The 16,576-nt window shown below is 62.8% G+C and carries 16 protein-coding genes and 1 pseudogene; 6 read left to right on the top strand and 11 right to left on the bottom strand.

What is annotated here, in order from left to right:
* Positions 1-109 precede the first annotated feature (109 nt).
* Positions 110-1,342 carry a YbfB/YjiJ family MFS transporter gene (locus AD670_RS04895; protein WP_053128799.1) on the top strand — a complete coding sequence of 411 codons (1,233 nt, stop codon included), beginning with the start codon at positions 110-112 and terminating at the stop codon, positions 1,340-1,342.
* Positions 1,339-2,337 carry an NAD(P)H-quinone oxidoreductase gene (locus tag AD670_RS04890; protein ID WP_053128797.1) on the top strand — a complete coding sequence of 333 codons (999 nt, stop codon included), beginning with the start codon at positions 1,339-1,341 and terminating at the stop codon, positions 2,335-2,337. The genes AD670_RS04895 and AD670_RS04890 overlap by 4 nt, the downstream gene beginning before the upstream one ends.
* A gap of 525 nt (positions 2,338-2,862) precedes the next feature.
* Here the strand turns inward: AD670_RS04890 and AD670_RS04885 are convergent.
* The 3 genes and pseudogenes from AD670_RS04885 to AD670_RS04875 form a co-directional block, all read right to left on the bottom strand.
* The gene (locus tag AD670_RS04885) at positions 2,863-3,987 is read right to left on the bottom strand and encodes an alkene reductase (RefSeq protein ID WP_053128795.1); all 1,125 of its coding nucleotides are present in this window, start codon (positions 3,985-3,987) and stop codon (positions 2,863-2,865) included.
* A gap of 78 nt (positions 3,988-4,065) precedes the next feature.
* Positions 4,066-4,743 (bottom strand): type 1 glutamine amidotransferase domain-containing protein, encoded by a 678-nt coding sequence (locus AD670_RS04880; protein ID WP_053128793.1) that lies wholly within the window; start codon positions 4,741-4,743, stop codon positions 4,066-4,068.
* Positions 4,740-5,367 (bottom strand): annotated as a pseudogene (locus tag AD670_RS04875) (TetR/AcrR family transcriptional regulator). The gene AD670_RS04880 and the pseudogene AD670_RS04875 overlap by 4 nt, the downstream one beginning before the upstream one ends.
* A 171-nt stretch (positions 5,368-5,538) precedes the next feature.
* On the opposite strand from AD670_RS04875, the gene AD670_RS04870 reads away from it, so the two are divergent.
* Positions 5,539-6,483 carry a GlxA family transcriptional regulator gene (locus AD670_RS04870; RefSeq protein ID WP_053128789.1) on the top strand — a complete coding sequence of 315 codons (945 nt, stop codon included), beginning with the start codon at positions 5,539-5,541 and terminating at the stop codon, positions 6,481-6,483.
* Here the strand turns inward: AD670_RS04870 and AD670_RS04865 are convergent.
* Positions 6,461-6,967, bottom strand: coding sequence for a GNAT family N-acetyltransferase (locus AD670_RS04865; protein ID WP_053129121.1), 507 nt, complete (start codon positions 6,965-6,967; stop codon positions 6,461-6,463). The genes AD670_RS04870 and AD670_RS04865 overlap by 23 nt on opposite strands.
* A 178-nt stretch (positions 6,968-7,145) precedes the next feature.
* Between AD670_RS04865 and AD670_RS04860 the strand changes: the two genes are divergently transcribed.
* Positions 7,146-8,018, top strand: coding sequence for an undecaprenyl-diphosphate phosphatase (locus AD670_RS04860; protein WP_053128787.1), 873 nt, complete (start codon positions 7,146-7,148; stop codon positions 8,016-8,018).
* An 80-nt stretch (positions 8,019-8,098) separates the two neighbouring features.
* Here AD670_RS04860 and AD670_RS04855 read toward each other — a convergent pair whose 3' ends face one another.
* The 5 genes from AD670_RS04855 to AD670_RS04835 are packed head-to-tail and all read right to left on the bottom strand — an operon-like array spanning position 8,099 to position 12,576.
* Entirely contained in the window at positions 8,099-9,061 is a 963-nt protein-coding gene (locus tag AD670_RS04855; RefSeq protein WP_053128785.1) for a Dyp-type peroxidase, read from the bottom strand.
* Between the two features lie 49 nt (positions 9,062-9,110).
* Positions 9,111-9,929, bottom strand: a complete 819-nt coding sequence (locus AD670_RS04850; protein WP_053128783.1) for a sugar phosphate isomerase/epimerase — start codon at positions 9,927-9,929, stop codon at positions 9,111-9,113.
* A 1-nt stretch (position 9,930) separates the two neighbouring features.
* Positions 9,931-11,130 carry an NAD(P)/FAD-dependent oxidoreductase gene (locus AD670_RS04845; protein WP_053128782.1) on the bottom strand — a complete coding sequence of 400 codons (1,200 nt, stop codon included), beginning with the start codon at positions 11,128-11,130 and terminating at the stop codon, positions 9,931-9,933.
* Between the two features lie 2 nt (positions 11,131-11,132).
* A complete protein-coding gene (locus AD670_RS04840; protein WP_053128781.1) occupies positions 11,133-11,453 on the bottom strand; it encodes a MocE family 2Fe-2S type ferredoxin in 321 nt (106 codons plus the stop codon).
* A 28-nt stretch (positions 11,454-11,481) separates the two neighbouring features.
* Entirely contained in the window at positions 11,482-12,576 is a 1,095-nt protein-coding gene (locus tag AD670_RS04835; RefSeq protein ID WP_053128780.1) for a fatty acid desaturase family protein, read from the bottom strand.
* Between the two features lie 162 nt (positions 12,577-12,738).
* Here AD670_RS04835 and AD670_RS04830 point away from each other — a divergent pair, with 162 nt between their 5' ends.
* Entirely contained in the window at positions 12,739-13,788 is a 1,050-nt protein-coding gene (locus AD670_RS04830) for a LacI family DNA-binding transcriptional regulator (protein ID WP_053128779.1), read from the top strand.
* Positions 13,789-13,798: 10 nt separating this feature from the next.
* On the opposite strand, the gene AD670_RS04825 is transcribed toward AD670_RS04830, so the two are convergent.
* Together AD670_RS04825 and AD670_RS04820 are read right to left on the bottom strand one after the other, a co-directional pair.
* On the bottom strand, positions 13,799-14,725 hold the full coding sequence (locus tag AD670_RS04825) for a LysR substrate-binding domain-containing protein (protein ID WP_053128778.1): 927 nt from the start codon (positions 14,723-14,725) through the stop codon (positions 13,799-13,801).
* Entirely contained in the window at positions 14,725-15,573 is an 849-nt protein-coding gene (locus tag AD670_RS04820) for an EamA family transporter (RefSeq protein ID WP_053128776.1), read from the bottom strand. The genes AD670_RS04825 and AD670_RS04820 overlap by 1 nt, the downstream gene beginning before the upstream one ends.
* 501 nt (positions 15,574-16,074) lie before the next feature.
* On the opposite strand from AD670_RS04820, the gene AD670_RS04815 reads away from it, so the two are divergent.
* Positions 16,075-16,371: a DUF6124 family protein gene (locus AD670_RS04815; protein WP_053128775.1), complete on the top strand. Its 297-nt coding sequence runs from the start codon at positions 16,075-16,077 to the stop codon at positions 16,369-16,371.
* Positions 16,372-16,576: the final 205 nt, after the last annotated feature.

The raw sequence follows: 16,576 nt of genomic DNA, 5'->3' as shown, positions 1-16,576 counted from the left end.
GACTCCTTGCGCTGCATATATGCATCGCCATGACGTGTAATCGCTGCATTATTGCATCGATAAACCTGGATATGCTGGGCACCAGAGAAAAATACCCAGGACCGCCATCATGCTCGACACTCATGCCCCACCCCGCCACTCCGTGTGGCTGCCGATCTTCGCCGGCCTGTGCGCCAGCCTGGTCAGCATCGGCCTGGCGCGCTTTGCCTACACGCCGTTGATTCCGTCGCTGATCCAGGCCCACTGGTTCAGCGCCAATGACGTGGTGTACCTCGGCGCCGCCAACCTGGTGGGTTACTTGATCGGCGCGCTGATCGGGCGGCCCATCGCCCAGCGCACCTCGAACAAGACCGCGCTGCGCAGCATGATGGTGGCGGTGACCCTGGCGTTCTTCGCCTGCGGCTTCCCGCTGTCGGTGGTGTGGTTCTTCGCTTGGCGCCTGCTGTCGGGGATTGCCGGTGGCGCAATCATGGTGCTGGTAGCAGCGACCGTGTTGCCCCATGTACCGGCCGCACGCCGGGGTCTGGCCAGTGGCGCGATCTTCCTCGGTATCGGCCTGGGCATCGCCGGCTCCGGCACGCTGGTGCCGCCGCTGCTGAGCCTGGGCTTGCAGCAGACCTGGTTCGGCCTGGGCCTGCTGGCCGTAGTGTTGACCGCCGCCAGCTGGTTCGCCTGGCCTTCGGGCACGCTGCATGAAGACGCGCCGCCATCCGGCGCGGCCGTAGCGACGCCTTCCGGCGTGTATCTGCTGTTCGCCCAATACGCCTTTATGGCTGCGGGGCTGGTACCGGCGATGGTGTTCCTGGTGGATTACGTAGCCCGTGGCCTGGGGGCCGGGGCGCATATCGGCGCGATGATCTGGGTGATGTACGGCCTGGGGTCGATTGTGGGGCCGGTCACTTACGGGTTCCTGGCAGACAAACTGGGGGCACGCTTGAGCATCCGCGTGGTGCTGGTGGTGCAGGCGATTGCCGTCGGTGCGGTGCCGTTTGCCGGCTCGTTGGCTGGCCTGGCGGTCCTCGCGGTGATCCTCGGTTCGTTCCCGCCGGGCATCGTGCCGTTGGCGCTGGCGCGGGTCCACGAACTGATCCCCAACCATCATCAGCAGCAGGTCGCGTGGAGCCGTGCCACGGTCTCCTTTGCGACTTTCCAGGCGCTCTCGGGGTTTGCCTATTCCGCCCTGTTCAACCTCAGCGGTGGTCAGCATGCGCTGTTGTTCATGATCGCTGCCGGGGCGATAGTGGTCGCCCTGGCACTGGAACTGGGCATGCGCCTGCTGAACCGTCGACCGTCCGACACGGTCCCAACCCATACGCTCATCGCTGCAGGTAATCTGAAATGACGCTTCCTAAAGAAATGACCCTGATCGAAATCACCACCCCCGGTGGCCCCGAGGTGTTGCAGCCGCGCCGCGCGGAGGTACCGGTGGCGGGCCCCGGCGAGATCCTGATTCGCGTGCACGCAGCCGGGGTCAATCGCCCCGACGCCCTGCAACGCGCCGGCAAGTACCCGATGAAACCCGGCATGAACCCGCTGCCGGGCCTGGAAGTGGCGGGCGAAGTCGCCGCGCTGGGCGACGGCGTGACCGAATACGCGCTGGGCGATAAGGTCTGCGCCCTGACCAACGGCGGCGGCTATGCGCAGTTCTGCACGGTGCCCGCCAGCCAGGCGCTGCCGATCCCCGAAGGCATGGACTGGATTCAAGCCGCCGCCGTACCGGAAACCTTCTTCACCGTGTGGGCCAACCTGTTCGGCCTCGGCGATGCGCACACCGGCCAGCGCGTGCTGATCCATGGCGGCACCAGCGGCATCGGTACGACCGCGCTGATGCTGTGCCGCGAGTTCGGCATCCAGGCCTTCGCCACCGCCGGCAGCGCCGACAAATGCGCGGCCATCGCCCAGCTGGGCGGCGAGCCGATCAATTATCGCGAGCAGGATTTTGCCGAGGTTATCGCCCAGAAGACCGACGGCCAGGGCGTGGATGTGATCCTCGACATCATGGGAGCCTCGTACCTCAACAACAACCTCAAGGCCCTGGCCATGGACGGCCACCTGGTGATGCTGGGTTTCCTCGGCGGCGCCAAGGCCAATGACGTCGACCTGCTGAGCATCCTCGGCAAACGCGCGGTGATCACCGGCTCACTGTTGCGAGCGCGCAGCAAGGCTGAAAAAGCCGCGATTGCCGAACAGTTGCGCGAGTATGTGTGGCCGGTGCTGGAGGCCGGGCGCTGCCTGCCGATCATCGACAAGGTGTACGAATACACCGACGCGGCCCAGGCTCATGCGCGGATGGAAGGTGGGGACCACATCGGCAAGATTGTGTTGCGGGTGGGGTAATCAGCAGGCAACACAAAGCAAATGTGGGAGGGGCGGTGCGACGATTCGACTTGCTCCCGATGAGGATGGGTCAGTGATACTTGGGTTGACTGACTCACCGCTATCGGGAGCAAGCCCCCTCCCACATTTACCGAGTACAGCAGACCCAACTCCGGTCGGCTCTAAGGCCGCCGCGCTTTGGCTTTTGATCTCAAATCGCCCCGTCAAACACGCTGGCCGAACGCAGGCTTTGGAGCGTGGGTAACCCGGCAGGACGCCGGGTTAGCCGCGCTGGGCCAAGGATGGCCCATCGCGGCGGCCCACGCTCCAAAGCCGGAGTGAGGGCACACCGAGCCTAGGCGAGGTGCCGAGTGTTGGGGCGAGGACTTTTTGGTTACTTTTGGGTCCCTCCAAAAGTGACCCGCTGTAAGAGCGGAACCATAGGCAGCCGTTACCGCAACAACGGATATGTACTCATTCCAACCCCAACGACATGGTCGGCCCGAAGGCCGCCACGGAAACAAGCCCCACACACTGACCCCGTTCTTACTCGGAGTAAGTGGGATAGTCGATGTAGCCAACCTCACCCCCACCATACATCCCCTCCTCCCGCAGCGGGTTCAACGGCCAGCCCTTGAATAGCCGCTGCGGCAGGTCCGGGTTGGCAATGAACGGCCGTCCGAATGCAATCAAATCCGCCAGCCCGGCTTCCACCAGTTTCGCGCCGCGTTCAGCGGTGTAACGACCGGCATAGATAATCCGACCGCTGAAGGTGCTGCGCACGGCTTCCCGGAAGGTGTCGGGCAGCACGGGGGCGTTGTCCCAGTCGGCTTCGGCGATGGACACGTAGGCGATGCCTGACTGCTCCAACACTTTGATCGCTTCGATGTAGGTGTGGTGCGGGTCTTCTTCCACCAGGCCGATGTACACACGGTCCTGGTCGGTGCCGCTGAACAACGGCGAGAACCGCACGCCCAGGCGCTCCGGCCCGACCACCTTGCTGACCGCTTCGACGATCTCGCGCAAAAAGCGCAGGCGGTTGTGCAGCGAGCCGCCGTATTCATCGTCGCGCTGGTTGGAATGGGCTGAGATGAACTGGTTGACCAGGTAACCGTTGGCCGAGTGAATTTCCACGCCGTCAAACCCGGCGTCCAGGGCATTGCGTGCGGCCTGGGCGTAGTGCCCGACCAGTTCTTCAATCTCCAGCACGCTCAAGGCGCGAGGCACCGGCGGTTGCTTCAATTCACCCGCGCCAGGGGCGGTTTCGATAAAGGCCTTGGCTTGCTGGGCCTGAATAGCCGACGGTGCCACCGGTGCGGCGCCGTCAGGCTGCAAGGCGTTATGGGACACACGGCCCACATGCCACAGCTGGGCAAAGATCACCCCGCCTTCGGCATGCACCGCGTCGGTGACCTTGCGCCAGCCGTCGATCTGCGCCGGGGTGTAGATGCCCGGCGTCCAGGCGTAACCCTGGCCACGCGGTTCGATCTGTGTGCCTTCGCTGACCATGAAACCGGCCGTAGCGCGCTGGCGGTAATACTCGGCCATCAGGTCGGTGGCGATGTCGCCGGGTTGTGCGCTGCGCTGGCGCGTCAGCGGCGGCAATACGATACGGTTGTTCAAGGTGTGATGACCCAGTTTTACCGGGGTACTTAAAACGCTGTTAGTCATTGGGGTAATCCAAATTCGGGACGAACAAAAGCATTGGCGACTGTTGCAAGTCGCCAATGATTAGAAGGGTTAATTAACTTATGCGGTGAGTTTCAGCAGCGCCTTGGCCACGTCACTGGAACTGGCAGGGTTCTGTCCAGTGATCAGCAAACCATCTTCGAGCACGAAGGATTGCCAGTCGGCGCCCTTCTGATAGTTGCCGCCCAGTGCCTTGAAATCATCTTCAATCAGGAACGGCACCACATCGGTCAGGCCCACCGCCGCTTCTTCCGAGTTGGAGAAGCCGGTGACACGACGGCCCTTGACCAGCGGCTCGCCATTGACGGCCTTGACGTGACGCAAGGCGCCCGGTGCGTGGCAGACAAAACCAATGGGCTTGCCGGCACGCTCGAAGGACTCGATCAGGGCGATGGACACCGGCGACTCTGCCAGGTCCCACAGCGGGCCGTGGCCACCTGGGTAGAACACGGTGTCGAAGTCGGCGGCGTTGACCGTGTCCAGCTTGACCGTGTTGGCCAGGGCCTGTTGCGCGGCAGGGTCGGCGGCAAAGCGGCGAGTCTGCTCGGTTTGCGCGTCGGGCTCATCACTCACCGGGTCCAGCGGCGGCTGGCCACCGGCCGGGGAAGCCAGCACCAGTTCGGCGCCGGCGTCCTTGAACACGTAATAGGGTGCAGCAAACTCTTCGAGCCAGAAGCCGGTCTTGCGGCCGGTGTCGCCAAGCTGGTCGTGAGAGGTCAGTACCATTAATACTTTCATTTTCCAGTGCCTCGATCAGTGAATGTCTGTGTGTTCAGGGTGACCCAACAGCTGTCGGGTCAGCAGCAACGCCTCATCAAACGGCGCGGATGTACGGGTGATCTTGCTCATGACGCTGGTCCCCAGCCACAACGCGTACAGGCGCCGAGCCAGGCTTTCCGGGGCTTGATCGACGCTGAGGGAACCGTCGTCGACGCCGCGCTGTATGGCGATAGCCAGTAAATCGATGGTGCGCGAGGTGCCACGCAGCAGCGCCAACCGCATGGGCTCTGAAAGGTCTGACACCTCCGCACCCAGTTTGACGGCAAGGCATTTGCCCGCATCGGTGCAGCCGGTCTGGTTGTCGATCCAGGCCTGCCAATAGCGCATCAACTTGGCGTGCTGGGATAAACCGGGCTGGTCGAACAGTTGCTGCATGCCGTGCACGTAATTATCGAAGTAGGTATCGAGCAACACGACACCGAAGCCATCCTTGGAGTTGAAGTAGTGATAGAACGAACCTTTAGGCACATCGGCGGCTTGAAGTATTTCGTTCAGGCCCACCGCAGAGAATCCTTTACGGCCAACAATCAACTGCGCCGTGTCGAGAATGGTCTGCCGTGCACTTTTAGTTTCGCTGTTCATGCTTCACTCCGTCCGATTAGACCAGTCGTCTAGTTCGTTGAGGGAATGTTAGGGGCGGCGCCAAACCCTCACAATGTCATATGCGCAAGGATTCCGGACATGGCCCGAAGTGGGTTGCCGTTTACCCGGCACGCGCCGACAATCCACCCTCCCACGCCCTGGAGACATGCGATGCACAGCGTTGCGCTGATGGTTTACCCGAACTTCCAATCCCTGAGCCTCAGCCTCGGCTCGGTGTTCGAATGCGCGAACCTGCTGCGCGGTGAGCCGGCGTATGAGTTTCACCTGGTGTCGGAAAGCGGCGGCGCGGTGATGACGTCCCAGGGCTTCTCGGTGAACACCTCGCCCCTGCGGCCCCAAGGCTATGACACGCTGATCGTCAGCGGTTACCTGGAGTTTCGCCTGCCCGAGGCCAACCTGCTGGAACTGGTCAAGGCCGCCTCGGCTCAATCGCGGCGTGTCGCCTCGTTGTGCATGGGCATCTTCGTGCTGGCCGAAGCCGGCTTGCTCGACGGCAAGCGCACCACCACCCACTGGATCCACGCGCCGGCCTTTCGCAAGCGCTACCCGGACATCCGCCTGGAAGAAGACAAGCTGTTTATCGTCGACGGCCAGGTATGGACCGGCGCCGGCATGAGTGCCGGGGTGGACATGGCGCTGGCCATGGTGGAGAACGACCTGGGCAGCGACCTCGCCCGGCGCATTGCGCGCAAGCTGGTGATCGCCCAGCGCCGGGGCAGCGAGCAGTCGCAATTGTCGGCATTGCTGGAACTGGACCCCAAGTCTGACCGCGTGCAACTGGCCCTGGCCTACGCCCGCGAAAACCTCACACACGACCTGTCGGTGGACGCCTTGGCCGACGTGGCCCGGCTGAGCCCGCGCCAGTTCAGCCGGGTATTCCGCGAAGAAACCGGGCAAACCCCGGCCAAGGCCATCGAATCCCTGCGGGTCGAAGCTGCGCGCGCGATGATGGAAACCAGCCGGCACCCGGTGGAAGTGGTGGCCCGCGAAACCGGTTTCGGTGATCGCGAACGCATGCGCCAGGCGTTTTTAAGGGCGTTCGGGCAGCCGCCGCAGGCGATGCAGCAAACCTTTAATGCAACACCGCCCGCGTAACCAGGTAACTCATCAACTGCGGATCATCCGCCAGCTCAAGGGCCTGCACCGGGCGCGGCAGGTTATCCAGCACCGTACGCCAGAACGCCTGGGACACTTCGTCCTGGTCATAAAACCGCACCAGCCAATCCGCCTCGCCGCTGCACAGCACCTGGGTGGCGATGGCGCGGCCGATGCCTTTGCGGCGATAGCGCTTGAGGATAAACAGGTCGGCCAGTTCCAGAGCGTCGATGCCCGGCAACTCGCTGCCTTCGATCAGCAGGAAGCCGGCGATATAGCCATCGACCAGCAACAGGTTGGCGCTCCACTGCGGGTCGTGCCAGTAGCGCGTCAGGTGTTCGTCATGGATGTAGAAACGGCCGTCCGCCTCGACATCTTCCTGCTCCCAGTCCGACGACTCATAGGCGTAGTACTGGTAGAGGTTGCGGATCAACTCGGATTCTTCAGGGCCGGTCTGGATCAGTTCCACGGTAGTTTCAGGCATTGGGCTCTCGGTCAAAAAACGCAGGGCGCCATTGTTCACAAAACCTCGGCGCAGTCCAATAGCGCCGCGAACCTTTCTACTTGCTGAACCGATTGCAGTTAGCGATTGCCTTGGCCAAATTCTTGAAACATTTCGAATAAACTTCGCCGATCTCTACCTTTCCTCAAGGACACGTATTTTGACGAACGTCTGTACCGCCGGCCTGGATGTGGGCTTCGCCTCCCTGGATTACTTGCAGATTTTCATCCTGGGCGTGATCCAGGGCATTACCGAACTGTTGCCGGTCTCCTCCACCGCGCATATGCGCGTAGTGCCCGCCCTGCTCGGCTGGCAAGACCCCGGCTCGGCGTTTTCAGCGGCCATGCAGTTGGCGGCACTGGCGGCGGTGGTCAGCTATTTCTGGCGCGATGTACGCCAAGTGACCACTGGCAGCATCGGCGCGGTGCGCCGGGGCGACTACAACGATCAATGGTTCAAGCTGGCCGTGGCGATTGTGTTGGCGACTATCCCGATCGGGATTGCCGGGCTGGCCTTGTCGTCGACCCTGAACGCCTGCAATTCGCCGCTGCGCGGGCTGATGGTGATCGGGATTTCCTGCGTGGTGATGGCGGTATTGCTGGCGGCGGCCGAGCTGCGCGCCCGGCATACACGCGAGGTCAGCCAGATGCGCCTGCGCGATGCGCTGATCGTCGGAGTCGCGCAGATCGGCGCGTTGATTCCGGGCGTATCGCGTTCCGGCTCGACCCTCACCGCCGCCTTGTTCCTCAATTTCAAACGTGAAGAAGCCGCACGCTTTTCCTTCCTGCTGGGCCTGCCCGCCATCGCCCTCGCCGGCTTGAAGGAGCTGTGGGTACTGCTGCACGCCGATATGCCCGCCCATGCCTGGCCGCATTTACTGTTCGGGCTGGTGGTGGCCAGCGTCTCGGCGTTCTTCGCAATCTGGGGCCTGATGAAGTTCCTGGAGCGGTTCTCCACCTGGCCCTTTGTGATCTACCGCGCGCTGCTGGGGGTGTTCCTGATTGTGGCGGTCAGTACCGGGCTGTTGAGTTGATATACCCCCCCTCGTCTCAACCCGGCATAAATCTCATGTGGGAGGGGGCTTGCTCCCTCCCACATTTGAACTGCCTTGCCTTATAGCCCGCCCGTACGCTCCGCCAGTGCTTCGAGCAGGTAAGCCGACGGCACGAAAAACAACCCGCCGGTGACCGCCGTGCTGAAGTCGAGCAAGCGATCGTAGTTGCCTGCCGGGCGGCCGACGAACATGTTTTCCAGCATCAGCTCCAGCGGCTGCGGCGAGCGTGCGTAACCGATGAAGTAGGTGCCGAACTCCCCGGCACCGGGGCGGCCGAAGGGCATGTTATCGCGCAGGATTTTGACTTCTTCGCCGTTCTCGTCGGTGATCACGGTCAGGGCGCTGTGGGCATTGCTCGGCTTGGCGTCTTCGCCTAACTCGATATCCGACAGTTTGGTGCGCCCGATCACCTTCTCCTGGGCTTCCACCGTCAGGCTGTTCCAGGCGGTCATGTTGTGCAGGTACTTCTGCACCAGCACGTAGCTGCCGCCTTCGAATCCGGGGTCTTCGTCGCCGATGATGGTGAAGCCCACGGCCTTGCGCCCAACCGGGTTCTCGGTGCCGTCGACAAAGCCAATGATGCTGCGCATGTCGAAGTAGCGGAAACCCTGGACTTCATCCACCACCTTCACGCTATCGCCCAGCGCTGTCATCAGCTGGGTGGCGAGTTCAAAGCACAGGTCCATCTGCTCGGCGCGGATATGCAGCAGGATGTCGCCGGGCGTCGACACCGCCATGCGCCCTTCTACACCGAACTCCCGAAACGGGTGCAACGCCGCCGGGCGCGGTGCGCCGAACAAGCGGTCCCAGGCCTGCGAGCCAAAACCGCAGACGCAAGTGAGGTTGCCCGCCGGCACGCGCTTGCCCACCGAACGCACCAGCCCGGCGATGTCTGCGCACCAGGCGCGCACGCCGTCTTCACTGCCGGGGGCGATGGTGGCGACCATAAAGATCGCGCTGCTGGTGATCGGGTGGCAGACGGACTGCGGTTCAAGAGGCGGCTGAACGGAGGAAGTCGGCATGGGGCAAATCCAGGCTAAGGGCGGGAGTGAACCCGCGCAGATTAGCAGATCATTTCCGACACTCCTGCCACACGCCGCGAATCAAGGCCTTGAGCTTCAACGCCTCACCCCAGCGGTCACTGATTTCACGCCCGTCGGCGCCGGTGATGGCATAGGGCGGCGGGCCCAGTTCGCAGGTGAAGGACAGGCTGTGCGGGGTGTCGGGGCGGGCCAGCCAGTCTTCGATCCCGTAGCGCCACCACGCGGCAAAGCGCTGCACCCAGGCCTGGTGCTGGGGGAACGCCAGCGACACCTGCACCTGTTCGCTGCTGGCCACACGGCCATGAAAGCCCCAGCTGTGGCGCAGGATCGTGCGGATCTGTTCATCGTCCTCAACGGCGCCGGGCTCGGGCAGCTCGCGCCCGACCACGTAGTGAGAAAGGTCCGCCAGCAGCTTCAGATCGGGCATCTGCGCCAGCAGGTCGAGGGTGAACAACAGGTCGTTGGTGAGGCGATAGCGGTGGGTTTCCAGCAGCACCGGAAAGTCCACCTGCTCGGCCAGCCGTTGCCAGCCTTCGATCAAACGGGCAGCCTCGGTTTGGCTGCGCGGGCGCACATCGGCTTGCAGGGTGAGGTGGTGGCAGCCATGGCGGCTGATCACATCCAGTGCGGCCGCCAGGTCGTCGACGCTTTGCGGGAACAACTGGCCCTCGATCTGCAAGCCCCGCGCCGTGGCGGCGGCGTGCAGGCGCGCGACATCGGCGGCTTGCCAATAGTGATCGGTAATGCCGTCGAAACCGGCGGCTTTGATGCGGTCGAGTTGGGCCTCCATAGGGCCGGGCTCGGTGTGCATCGCCCAGAGGGATTGGAATACCAGGAATTGGCGCATATCAGCCTCGCAGCAGGTGTTTGAGGGACACGTTGGGGTCGGCCAGGCTGGCCGCGTTCAGGGCGATGCGCGCGCTGATCAGCCGTTCGCACAGCTTGACGTCCTTGGCCACGCTATTGCCGGGGGCCCAGCCGCAGGCGCCTTGCAAACGTTGGTCGGCGTCGAGGTAGAACAGCAACAGCCCCGCGCCCGGCAATGCGCGGCTGACGCTCAGCGGCGTGATCACGCCCACGGTCTGCAAGCCCCAGTCGTACTGGTCGGACCAGAAACCGGGGAGCGTTTCGAATACCAGCTCGCGCCCGAGCATGTTCAGCGCCGCATGCCGCCCTTGCGCCTCGGCATTGCGCCAGGTTTCCTGGCGCTGGTACTCACCGCCGAGGTGAAACTCGCAAACATCACCTGCCGCGTAGATGTCCGGCGCGCTGGTGCGCAGGTGCGCGTCGACGCGAATGCCCTGCCCCACCTCCAGCCCCGCCGCCACCGCCAGCTCGATATTCGGCTGCATGCCGATGCCGACCACCACCAGGTCGCAGGGCAGTAACTGCCCGTCCACCAGTTGCACCGCCTCTGCATGGACCGACTCCAGCGCCACATTTAAGCGCACGTCGACACCGTGTTGACGATGCACCTGCAGCAGCGCCTCGGAGATGACCGGCGCCAGCACCCGGCCCGCCAATCGAGGCCCGGCTTCGAGCACCGTCACCTCGCAGCCCAGGCCGCGCGCCGTGGCAGCGACTTCCAGGCCGATAAACCCGCCGCCGACAATCACCAGCCGCGCTCCGGGCCGCAACGCGGATTTCAGCGCCAACGCTTCATCGTGGGTGCGCAGGTACAGCACGTTGGCCTGCTCCTGGGGCAGACGCCGCGCCCTGCCCCCGGTGGCCAGCAACAGGCCGGCGTAGGACAGCCACTGGCCGTCGGCCAATTGCAGGCGGTGCTGCGGCGGGTCCAGTTGGCGGACCGGGTTACCGGCGATATGTTCGATGCCCAACTCGGCGAGCCGGGCGCTGTCGCACAGGCTGCAGCCGGCCAGGTCCATGCTGCCCTGCAACAAGCCCTTGGACAGGGGCGGCCGCTCGTAGGGCAAGTGCGGCTCGTCGCCGATCAGGATCAGGCGCCCGCTGTAGCCTTCTTCACGCAGGGTCAATGCCGCGCGGCCACCGGCATGGCCGGCGCCGACGATGATCAGGGCGGCGTTCATCATCAAGCCGTGACGGCGAGCAACACCCGCCCCGCTTCGACCCGCACCGGGTAGGTTTTGAGGTTGACGCATACCGGCGCGCCGAGGGCCTTGCCGGAGCGGTAATCGAAGCGCCCGTTGTGCTTGGGGCACTCGATCACATGGTCCATCACCAGGCCGTCGGCGAGGTGGATTTTCTCGTGGGTGCACAGGCCGGCGGTGGCGAAAAACTCATTGTCCGCCGAGCGGAACACCGCGTAGGTGTGCGCCCCGTGGTCGAAGCGCAGCACGTCTTCTTCGTCTATTTCGCCCACGGCGCAGACGTCGATCCATTGATCGTTCATGGCGTTTTCTCGTGTTCTTGGGTGGGGTTCAGCCGGCAGTGGCTTCTGCATGCATCGGCGCACTGGCGGCCGGTTCAGCACTGGGGCGGATAGGACGCTGGACGAAGTAAGTCGAATCGCTGCGCTGCTTCCAGATCGTCGGAATGATTTCCTTGTACGCCTCGAACAGGTTGGCGTATGGCGGCGGGCAGTCGTTGCGGATCTCTTCGTGCAATTGCGCCAATGCGTGGTACGGCACCATCGGGTACATGTGGTGCTCAAGGTGGTAGTTCATGTCCATGTAGATAAAGCGCAGCACGCGGTTCATGTAGATCGTGCGGCAGTTGCTGCGGTGGTCCAGCACATCTTCGGCCAGGCCCACATGCTGGGTGAGGCCGAACACGTAACCGAGCCAGGCGCCGTAGATACTTGGCGGCCCCACCAGCATCAGCGGCAACCAGCTGTGCAGGTACAACGCGGTGCCGATGACCAGCGCATAGATGCCGACCCAGATACGCGCGGCGCGGAACACCTTGGGCCACTCGGATTCGGGAATGAAGTCCGCCTCCTGGGCACTCATCTGGCCGATGGCATGGCGCGCCACACCGCTGAAGGTCTTCCAGGCCAGGGGCAGGTTGAACAGGCTGAGAAACATCATCGGCAGGCTCGGCGGGCGTGGCTCGACGATCTCCGGGTCACGGCCGACGACGATGGTGTCGGTGTGGTGCCGGGCATGGCTCCAGCGCCACACGTGGGGTTCGAAGATGCACATGAAGCTTGCGACCTGGTACAGCGCGTCGTTCATCCAGCGGGTCTTGAACGCGGTGCCGTGGCCGGTTTCGTGCCAGCGCGGGTTGGACGCGGTGCCGTACAGCACGCCATAGACGAGGAAGAACGGCACGCAGGCCCACGTGCCCCAGAACCAGTAGCCGCCGAAGCCGGTGGCGAACAGCGCACTCACCCACATAGCGGTGTCGCGCAAGGCCGGGGCGTCGCGGCGTTGCATCAGTTCTTTCATGCGTTTACGGGAAATCGGCGATTGGTACCAACTGGCCGAGACCAGGCCTTTTTCCGCCGCGCGGGCGGCTTCGGGGCCGGTGAGGCTGTAGTCGCGCCGAGCGGTGTGAGCGGTGTGTTCAGGCATTGTTATTGTTCTCCGCAAGCGAGAGGTTTCAGGTGCTTTGCGAAACCAACGATAGAGCGCGGCTAAATCACCCTCAAGGCCTTGAATCCATTCCCTATCAAGCTATCATCCAGGCCCAGCGGGGCTTGATAGTTTTCTATCAAGACGCTCAAGGGGGCTGTCATGAACAACAATAAACGCCCGACCATCGCCACCGTCGCCGCCCATGCGGGCCTCAGCGTGGCGACCGTCGACCGCGTGCTGAATGCGCGTGCGCCAGTCAATCCGCAGACGGCCGAGCAGGTGTTCCAGGCCGCCGAAGCCGTGGGCTATTTTGCGGCGCGGCTGATCGGCCAACGCATACGCGAACGCCGGCCGACCTATCGCTTCGGCATTCTGCTGCTGGGCACCGCCCAAGCGTTCTATGCCCACCTGGCGCAGTCGATTGCCGATGCCGCCCAGCATCACGCCACCGCCAACCTGACCTGCCAATTCGACTACATCAACGACCGCACACCCAGCGCCATCGTCGCGCAGATCGAGCAACTGGCCGTGCAGTGCGATGCCCTCGCCGTGGTCAGCTTCGCCCATCCGCTGATCAACGCGTGCCTGGCACAAATCCGCGAGGCCGGCGTGCCGGTGGTGGCCCTGCTCTCGGATATTCATGAGCAAGCCCTAGAACCCTACGTGGGCCAGGACAACCACGTGGTCGGCCGCACCATGGGCTGGCTGCTCGCCCGCACCTGTGGCGCCCGCAAAGGCAGCGTGGGGATCCTGCTCGGCGGCCATCGCTTCCTCGGTCACCAGGCACGGGTCGAAGGCCTGCACAGCTACCTCGCCGAACACGCCCCCGGTCTCAAACCGCTGGAGCCGCTGATCAACCTGGACAACTGCGACATCACCGAAGAAGCCACCCTCGACCTGCTCACCCGCCACACCGACCTGCGCGGCCTGTGTGTGGTGGGCGGCGGCGGCGACGGCATCATCAGCGCCCTGGCGCAGCTGCCCAAGCGCCCGGCGTTGTGCTGCATTTTGCAGGAGTCCACGGCGCTGTCACGCCAGGCGCTGAGCCAGGGGTTGATCGATGTGGTGGTGGATTCACAGCCCAGGCAGACGGCGAACGCGCTGGTGCAGTTGCTGGTGGAATTGCAGAGTGCCGAGGGGTTTGATCCGGGGCGGCATCGGGTGCATATCGCGCCGCAGATTGTGACGTCGGAGAACAGTGGAGGCTGAGGGCAATTGATCAGCGATCCTGAAAGGCCGCCACCTCACGCACAAACACCTCAGCCTGGGCCTTGAGCCATTCAAACAGTCGGGCAATCGCCGGTTCGGACTGTCGTCCGCTTCGACAAATGATGTAGTACGCGACGGGCGACATCATCACCGGAGCCTGCAGAGCGACTAACGAGCCGTCCTTCAAGGCGTCATAGACCAACGCCGTGCGACCCAAGGCAATCCCGCCACCCTTAGCCGCCAGGCTGATGGCCAGGCTGGAATCCGGAAAGCGCGGCCCACGGTGATACGGCGGCGGTGCTAGCCCCTGAAAGGCAAACCAGCTTTCCCACCCCGGGCACACATGATCGTCGGCCCGGTGAATCAACGGATATTGCGCGATCTGCGCCCATGCAATATCGCCATTTACCCGCTGGAACTGCGGCGAGCACACCGGGAACACCGCATCTCGCATCAGCAGTTCGACGTGATGGTCCGGGTAGTCGCCATTCCCCATCACGATCGCCACGTCAAATTGATGCGCCGCAAGCTGAGTGCTGCTGATATCGGCGCTGGTCAGTACCAGGTCCAAGTTGAGTGAGGCCTCGGCGTGCGAACCGTGCATTCTGGGAATCAGCCACGCAGCACAGAGCGAGGAGGTGCAAGAGAGACTCAGCGGTTGGGGAGTATTCGGATTGAGTGTCTGCAATACCACTTCAAGCGCATTGAAAAAATCCTCGGCCACCGGTAATAGCGCGTGCCCTGCGGCAGTGAGTTTCACACCCCGCGAATGCCGCTCGAACAACTGCACACCCCACCATTCTTCCAGCCCCGCAATTTGATGGCTGATGGCACTGGCGGTGAGATTCAACTCGGAGGCAGCACGCGCAAAACTGCCGGTCTGGGCGGCACTGACGAAGGCTTGAAGCATCGGCGTGGGTGGCGGGCGCTGGGCCATCAGGTGCTCACTTTGATCAGGATGATCCCGCAAACAATGACGAACGCCGAAAGCATCCGTCGCCAGCCGAACCGCTCATGGAAGAACAGCGCAGCAATGATGGCGCCGATAATAACACTGGTTTCCCGCAGCGCTGAGACCTTGGCCACCGCGTCCAGCGACAGCGCAAACAGCACCAGGCCGTAGGACGCCAAGTACAAAACGCCGCCCATCACCCCCACCCGCCAATGACTGCGTACAGCCTGAGCGAGTGCCGGCCGCTCCTTGAAAAACGCCAGCAACGGGATCGGAATGCTCTGGAATACCGTGAGATAAATGATGTACTGCACCACGGTCTCACTGGCTCTTACCCCTTTGGCATCCACCACCGTGTAGGACGCAATAAACACCCCCGCACACACGGCCATCAGAATCGGCTTGAACATCTGCGCCGTCATCTTGCGCACAAACGTCAGGCTGATAATCCCCCCGCAAATCAACAGCACCCCCGCCATGGCCTGGACTGACAGCTGCTCATGCAGCAAGAAGTAGGAAAACAGCGCGACCAACACCGGCGGCACGCCGCGCATCACGGGGTAGACCTGGCCGAAATCGCCGGTTTCATAGGCCTTTATCAAGAACAATCGATAGACCGTATTGAGCACCACGGAGACCAGCACATAGCACCACACCTGCGGGTTTGGCACATTGACCAGCGGCAACGCCGCCAGGCAGATCAGCAATGCAGTGCCGTCGACCATGGCCAAGGTCATGAAGCGGCTGCTGCCGGCGCGGACGACGGCATTCCAAGTGGCGTGCATGAAGGCGGAGATCAAGACGAGGGTGATGGCGATGTCGGAGTTGTCCATGGGGCTCGGCGGTGGAAGCAAAGGGCCGCTATTTAACGCGTTCCGGTGTACCGGCTAGAAGCGAAAGCTCGTCAGCGTTACCGTCAAAATCCGTCATGTCAGACCGCTCGTACAGATAAAAACCAATCAATGGATGGCTATGTCAGCCCCCTCCCACATCGACCGCGTTCCATTGTTGGGCGGGTGGCGTTTTGTCATGGTTTGTAAAGGGCCAGCAAGGCCGGTCCCTTTTAATTGCAGGACGTTTCCTAGACAATCCTGGCCGCCTTGTGCCTGCTGGAATCGGTGGCTAGTCTGCGGTCCGTCACTGCTCATCAGTGATCGGGTTTAGCAGCCTGACGTCAATAGGCACACGGTTCACATCTGCGTTTATGGTGGCTGTGCGCGGGGCACCTTCGGGTGCGCTGGTTTTCCTATTGACCGGTCTGCTAACCCGCGTACAGCTGCCACCCTCGTTTAGCAGCGTTGGCGGTAGCTCCTTAGTTCAATAGGAGTTGCACAATGAACAAAGTCCTACCCGATCCACCCCACGATCCCGCCAAAGACCGCGCCGCCTTCAACCGCGCCATCGATCACTATCTCCCCACCCAAGGCTTTCACTCCGTCAACGAAGACCTGAGCTTTGAAGATGCCCTGCTCTACACCGCCAGTTTGCTCGACAGTGCGTCGGCGACTGCGTTGGATTGTGGGGAGCAACTGGAAAGCCCGGAGCGGGCGAAGATCTTGGCGGTGTGGCATTTGCTGGAAATTGCCAAAACCACTGTGGATCGCTCCATCAACTGCCTGAAACGCGGTTAAAAATGTGGGAGGGGGCTTGCCCCCGATGGCGGTGGATCAGTTAAGTAGATGTCAACTGAAACTCGGGTATCTACACAAATTTTCAGACCCTGACAAATCTCCCTGTGGCGAGCGGGCTTGTCCCGCGTTGGGCTGCGCAGCAGCCCCAGTCAAGAAGAACGCGGTGTATCAGACACTCTGTAGAGGCTGGTTTTGGGGCTGCTGC

It is taken from the genome of Pseudomonas sp. MIACH (assembly GCF_001269925.1).
Taxonomy (GTDB): domain Bacteria; phylum Pseudomonadota; class Gammaproteobacteria; order Pseudomonadales; family Pseudomonadaceae; genus Aquipseudomonas.
This window is presented reverse-complemented; position numbering and strand designations above follow the sequence as displayed.

Bases quoted from the DNA above. Each gene is read 5' to 3' on its own strand.
- AD670_RS04840 (WP_053128781.1), bottom strand. From the start codon at position 11,453: ATGAACGATCAATGGATCGACGTCTGCGCCGTGGGCGAAATAGACGAA.
- AD670_RS04820 (WP_053128776.1), bottom strand. From the start codon at position 15,573: ATGGACAACTCCGACATCGCCATCACCCTCGTCTTGATCTCCGCCTTC.
- AD670_RS04855 (WP_053128785.1), bottom strand. From the start codon at position 9,061: ATGCCGACTTCCTCCGTTCAGCCGCCTCTTGAACCGCAGTCCGTCTGC.
- AD670_RS04895 (WP_053128799.1), top strand. From the start codon at position 110: ATGCTCGACACTCATGCCCCACCCCGCCACTCCGTGTGGCTGCCGATC.
- AD670_RS04835 (WP_053128780.1), bottom strand. From the start codon at position 12,576: ATGCCTGAACACACCGCTCACACCGCTCGGCGCGACTACAGCCTCACC.
- AD670_RS04815 (WP_053128775.1), top strand. From the start codon at position 16,075: ATGAACAAAGTCCTACCCGATCCACCCCACGATCCCGCCAAAGACCGC.
- AD670_RS04880 (WP_053128793.1), bottom strand. From the start codon at position 4,743: ATGAAAGTATTAATGGTACTGACCTCTCACGACCAGCTTGGCGACACC.
- AD670_RS04845 (WP_053128782.1), bottom strand. From the start codon at position 11,130: ATGAACGCCGCCCTGATCATCGTCGGCGCCGGCCATGCCGGTGGCCGC.
- AD670_RS04885 (WP_053128795.1), bottom strand. From the start codon at position 3,987: ATGACTAACAGCGTTTTAAGTACCCCGGTAAAACTGGGTCATCACACC.
- AD670_RS04825 (WP_053128778.1), bottom strand. From the start codon at position 14,725: ATGGCCCAGCGCCCGCCACCCACGCCGATGCTTCAAGCCTTCGTCAGT.
- AD670_RS04890 (WP_053128797.1), top strand. From the start codon at position 1,339: ATGACGCTTCCTAAAGAAATGACCCTGATCGAAATCACCACCCCCGGT.
- AD670_RS04850 (WP_053128783.1), bottom strand. From the start codon at position 9,929: ATGCGCCAATTCCTGGTATTCCAATCCCTCTGGGCGATGCACACCGAG.
- AD670_RS04865 (WP_053129121.1), bottom strand. From the start codon at position 6,967: ATGCCTGAAACTACCGTGGAACTGATCCAGACCGGCCCTGAAGAATCC.
- AD670_RS04830 (WP_053128779.1), top strand. From the start codon at position 12,739: ATGAACAACAATAAACGCCCGACCATCGCCACCGTCGCCGCCCATGCG.
- AD670_RS04870 (WP_053128789.1), top strand. From the start codon at position 5,539: ATGCACAGCGTTGCGCTGATGGTTTACCCGAACTTCCAATCCCTGAGC.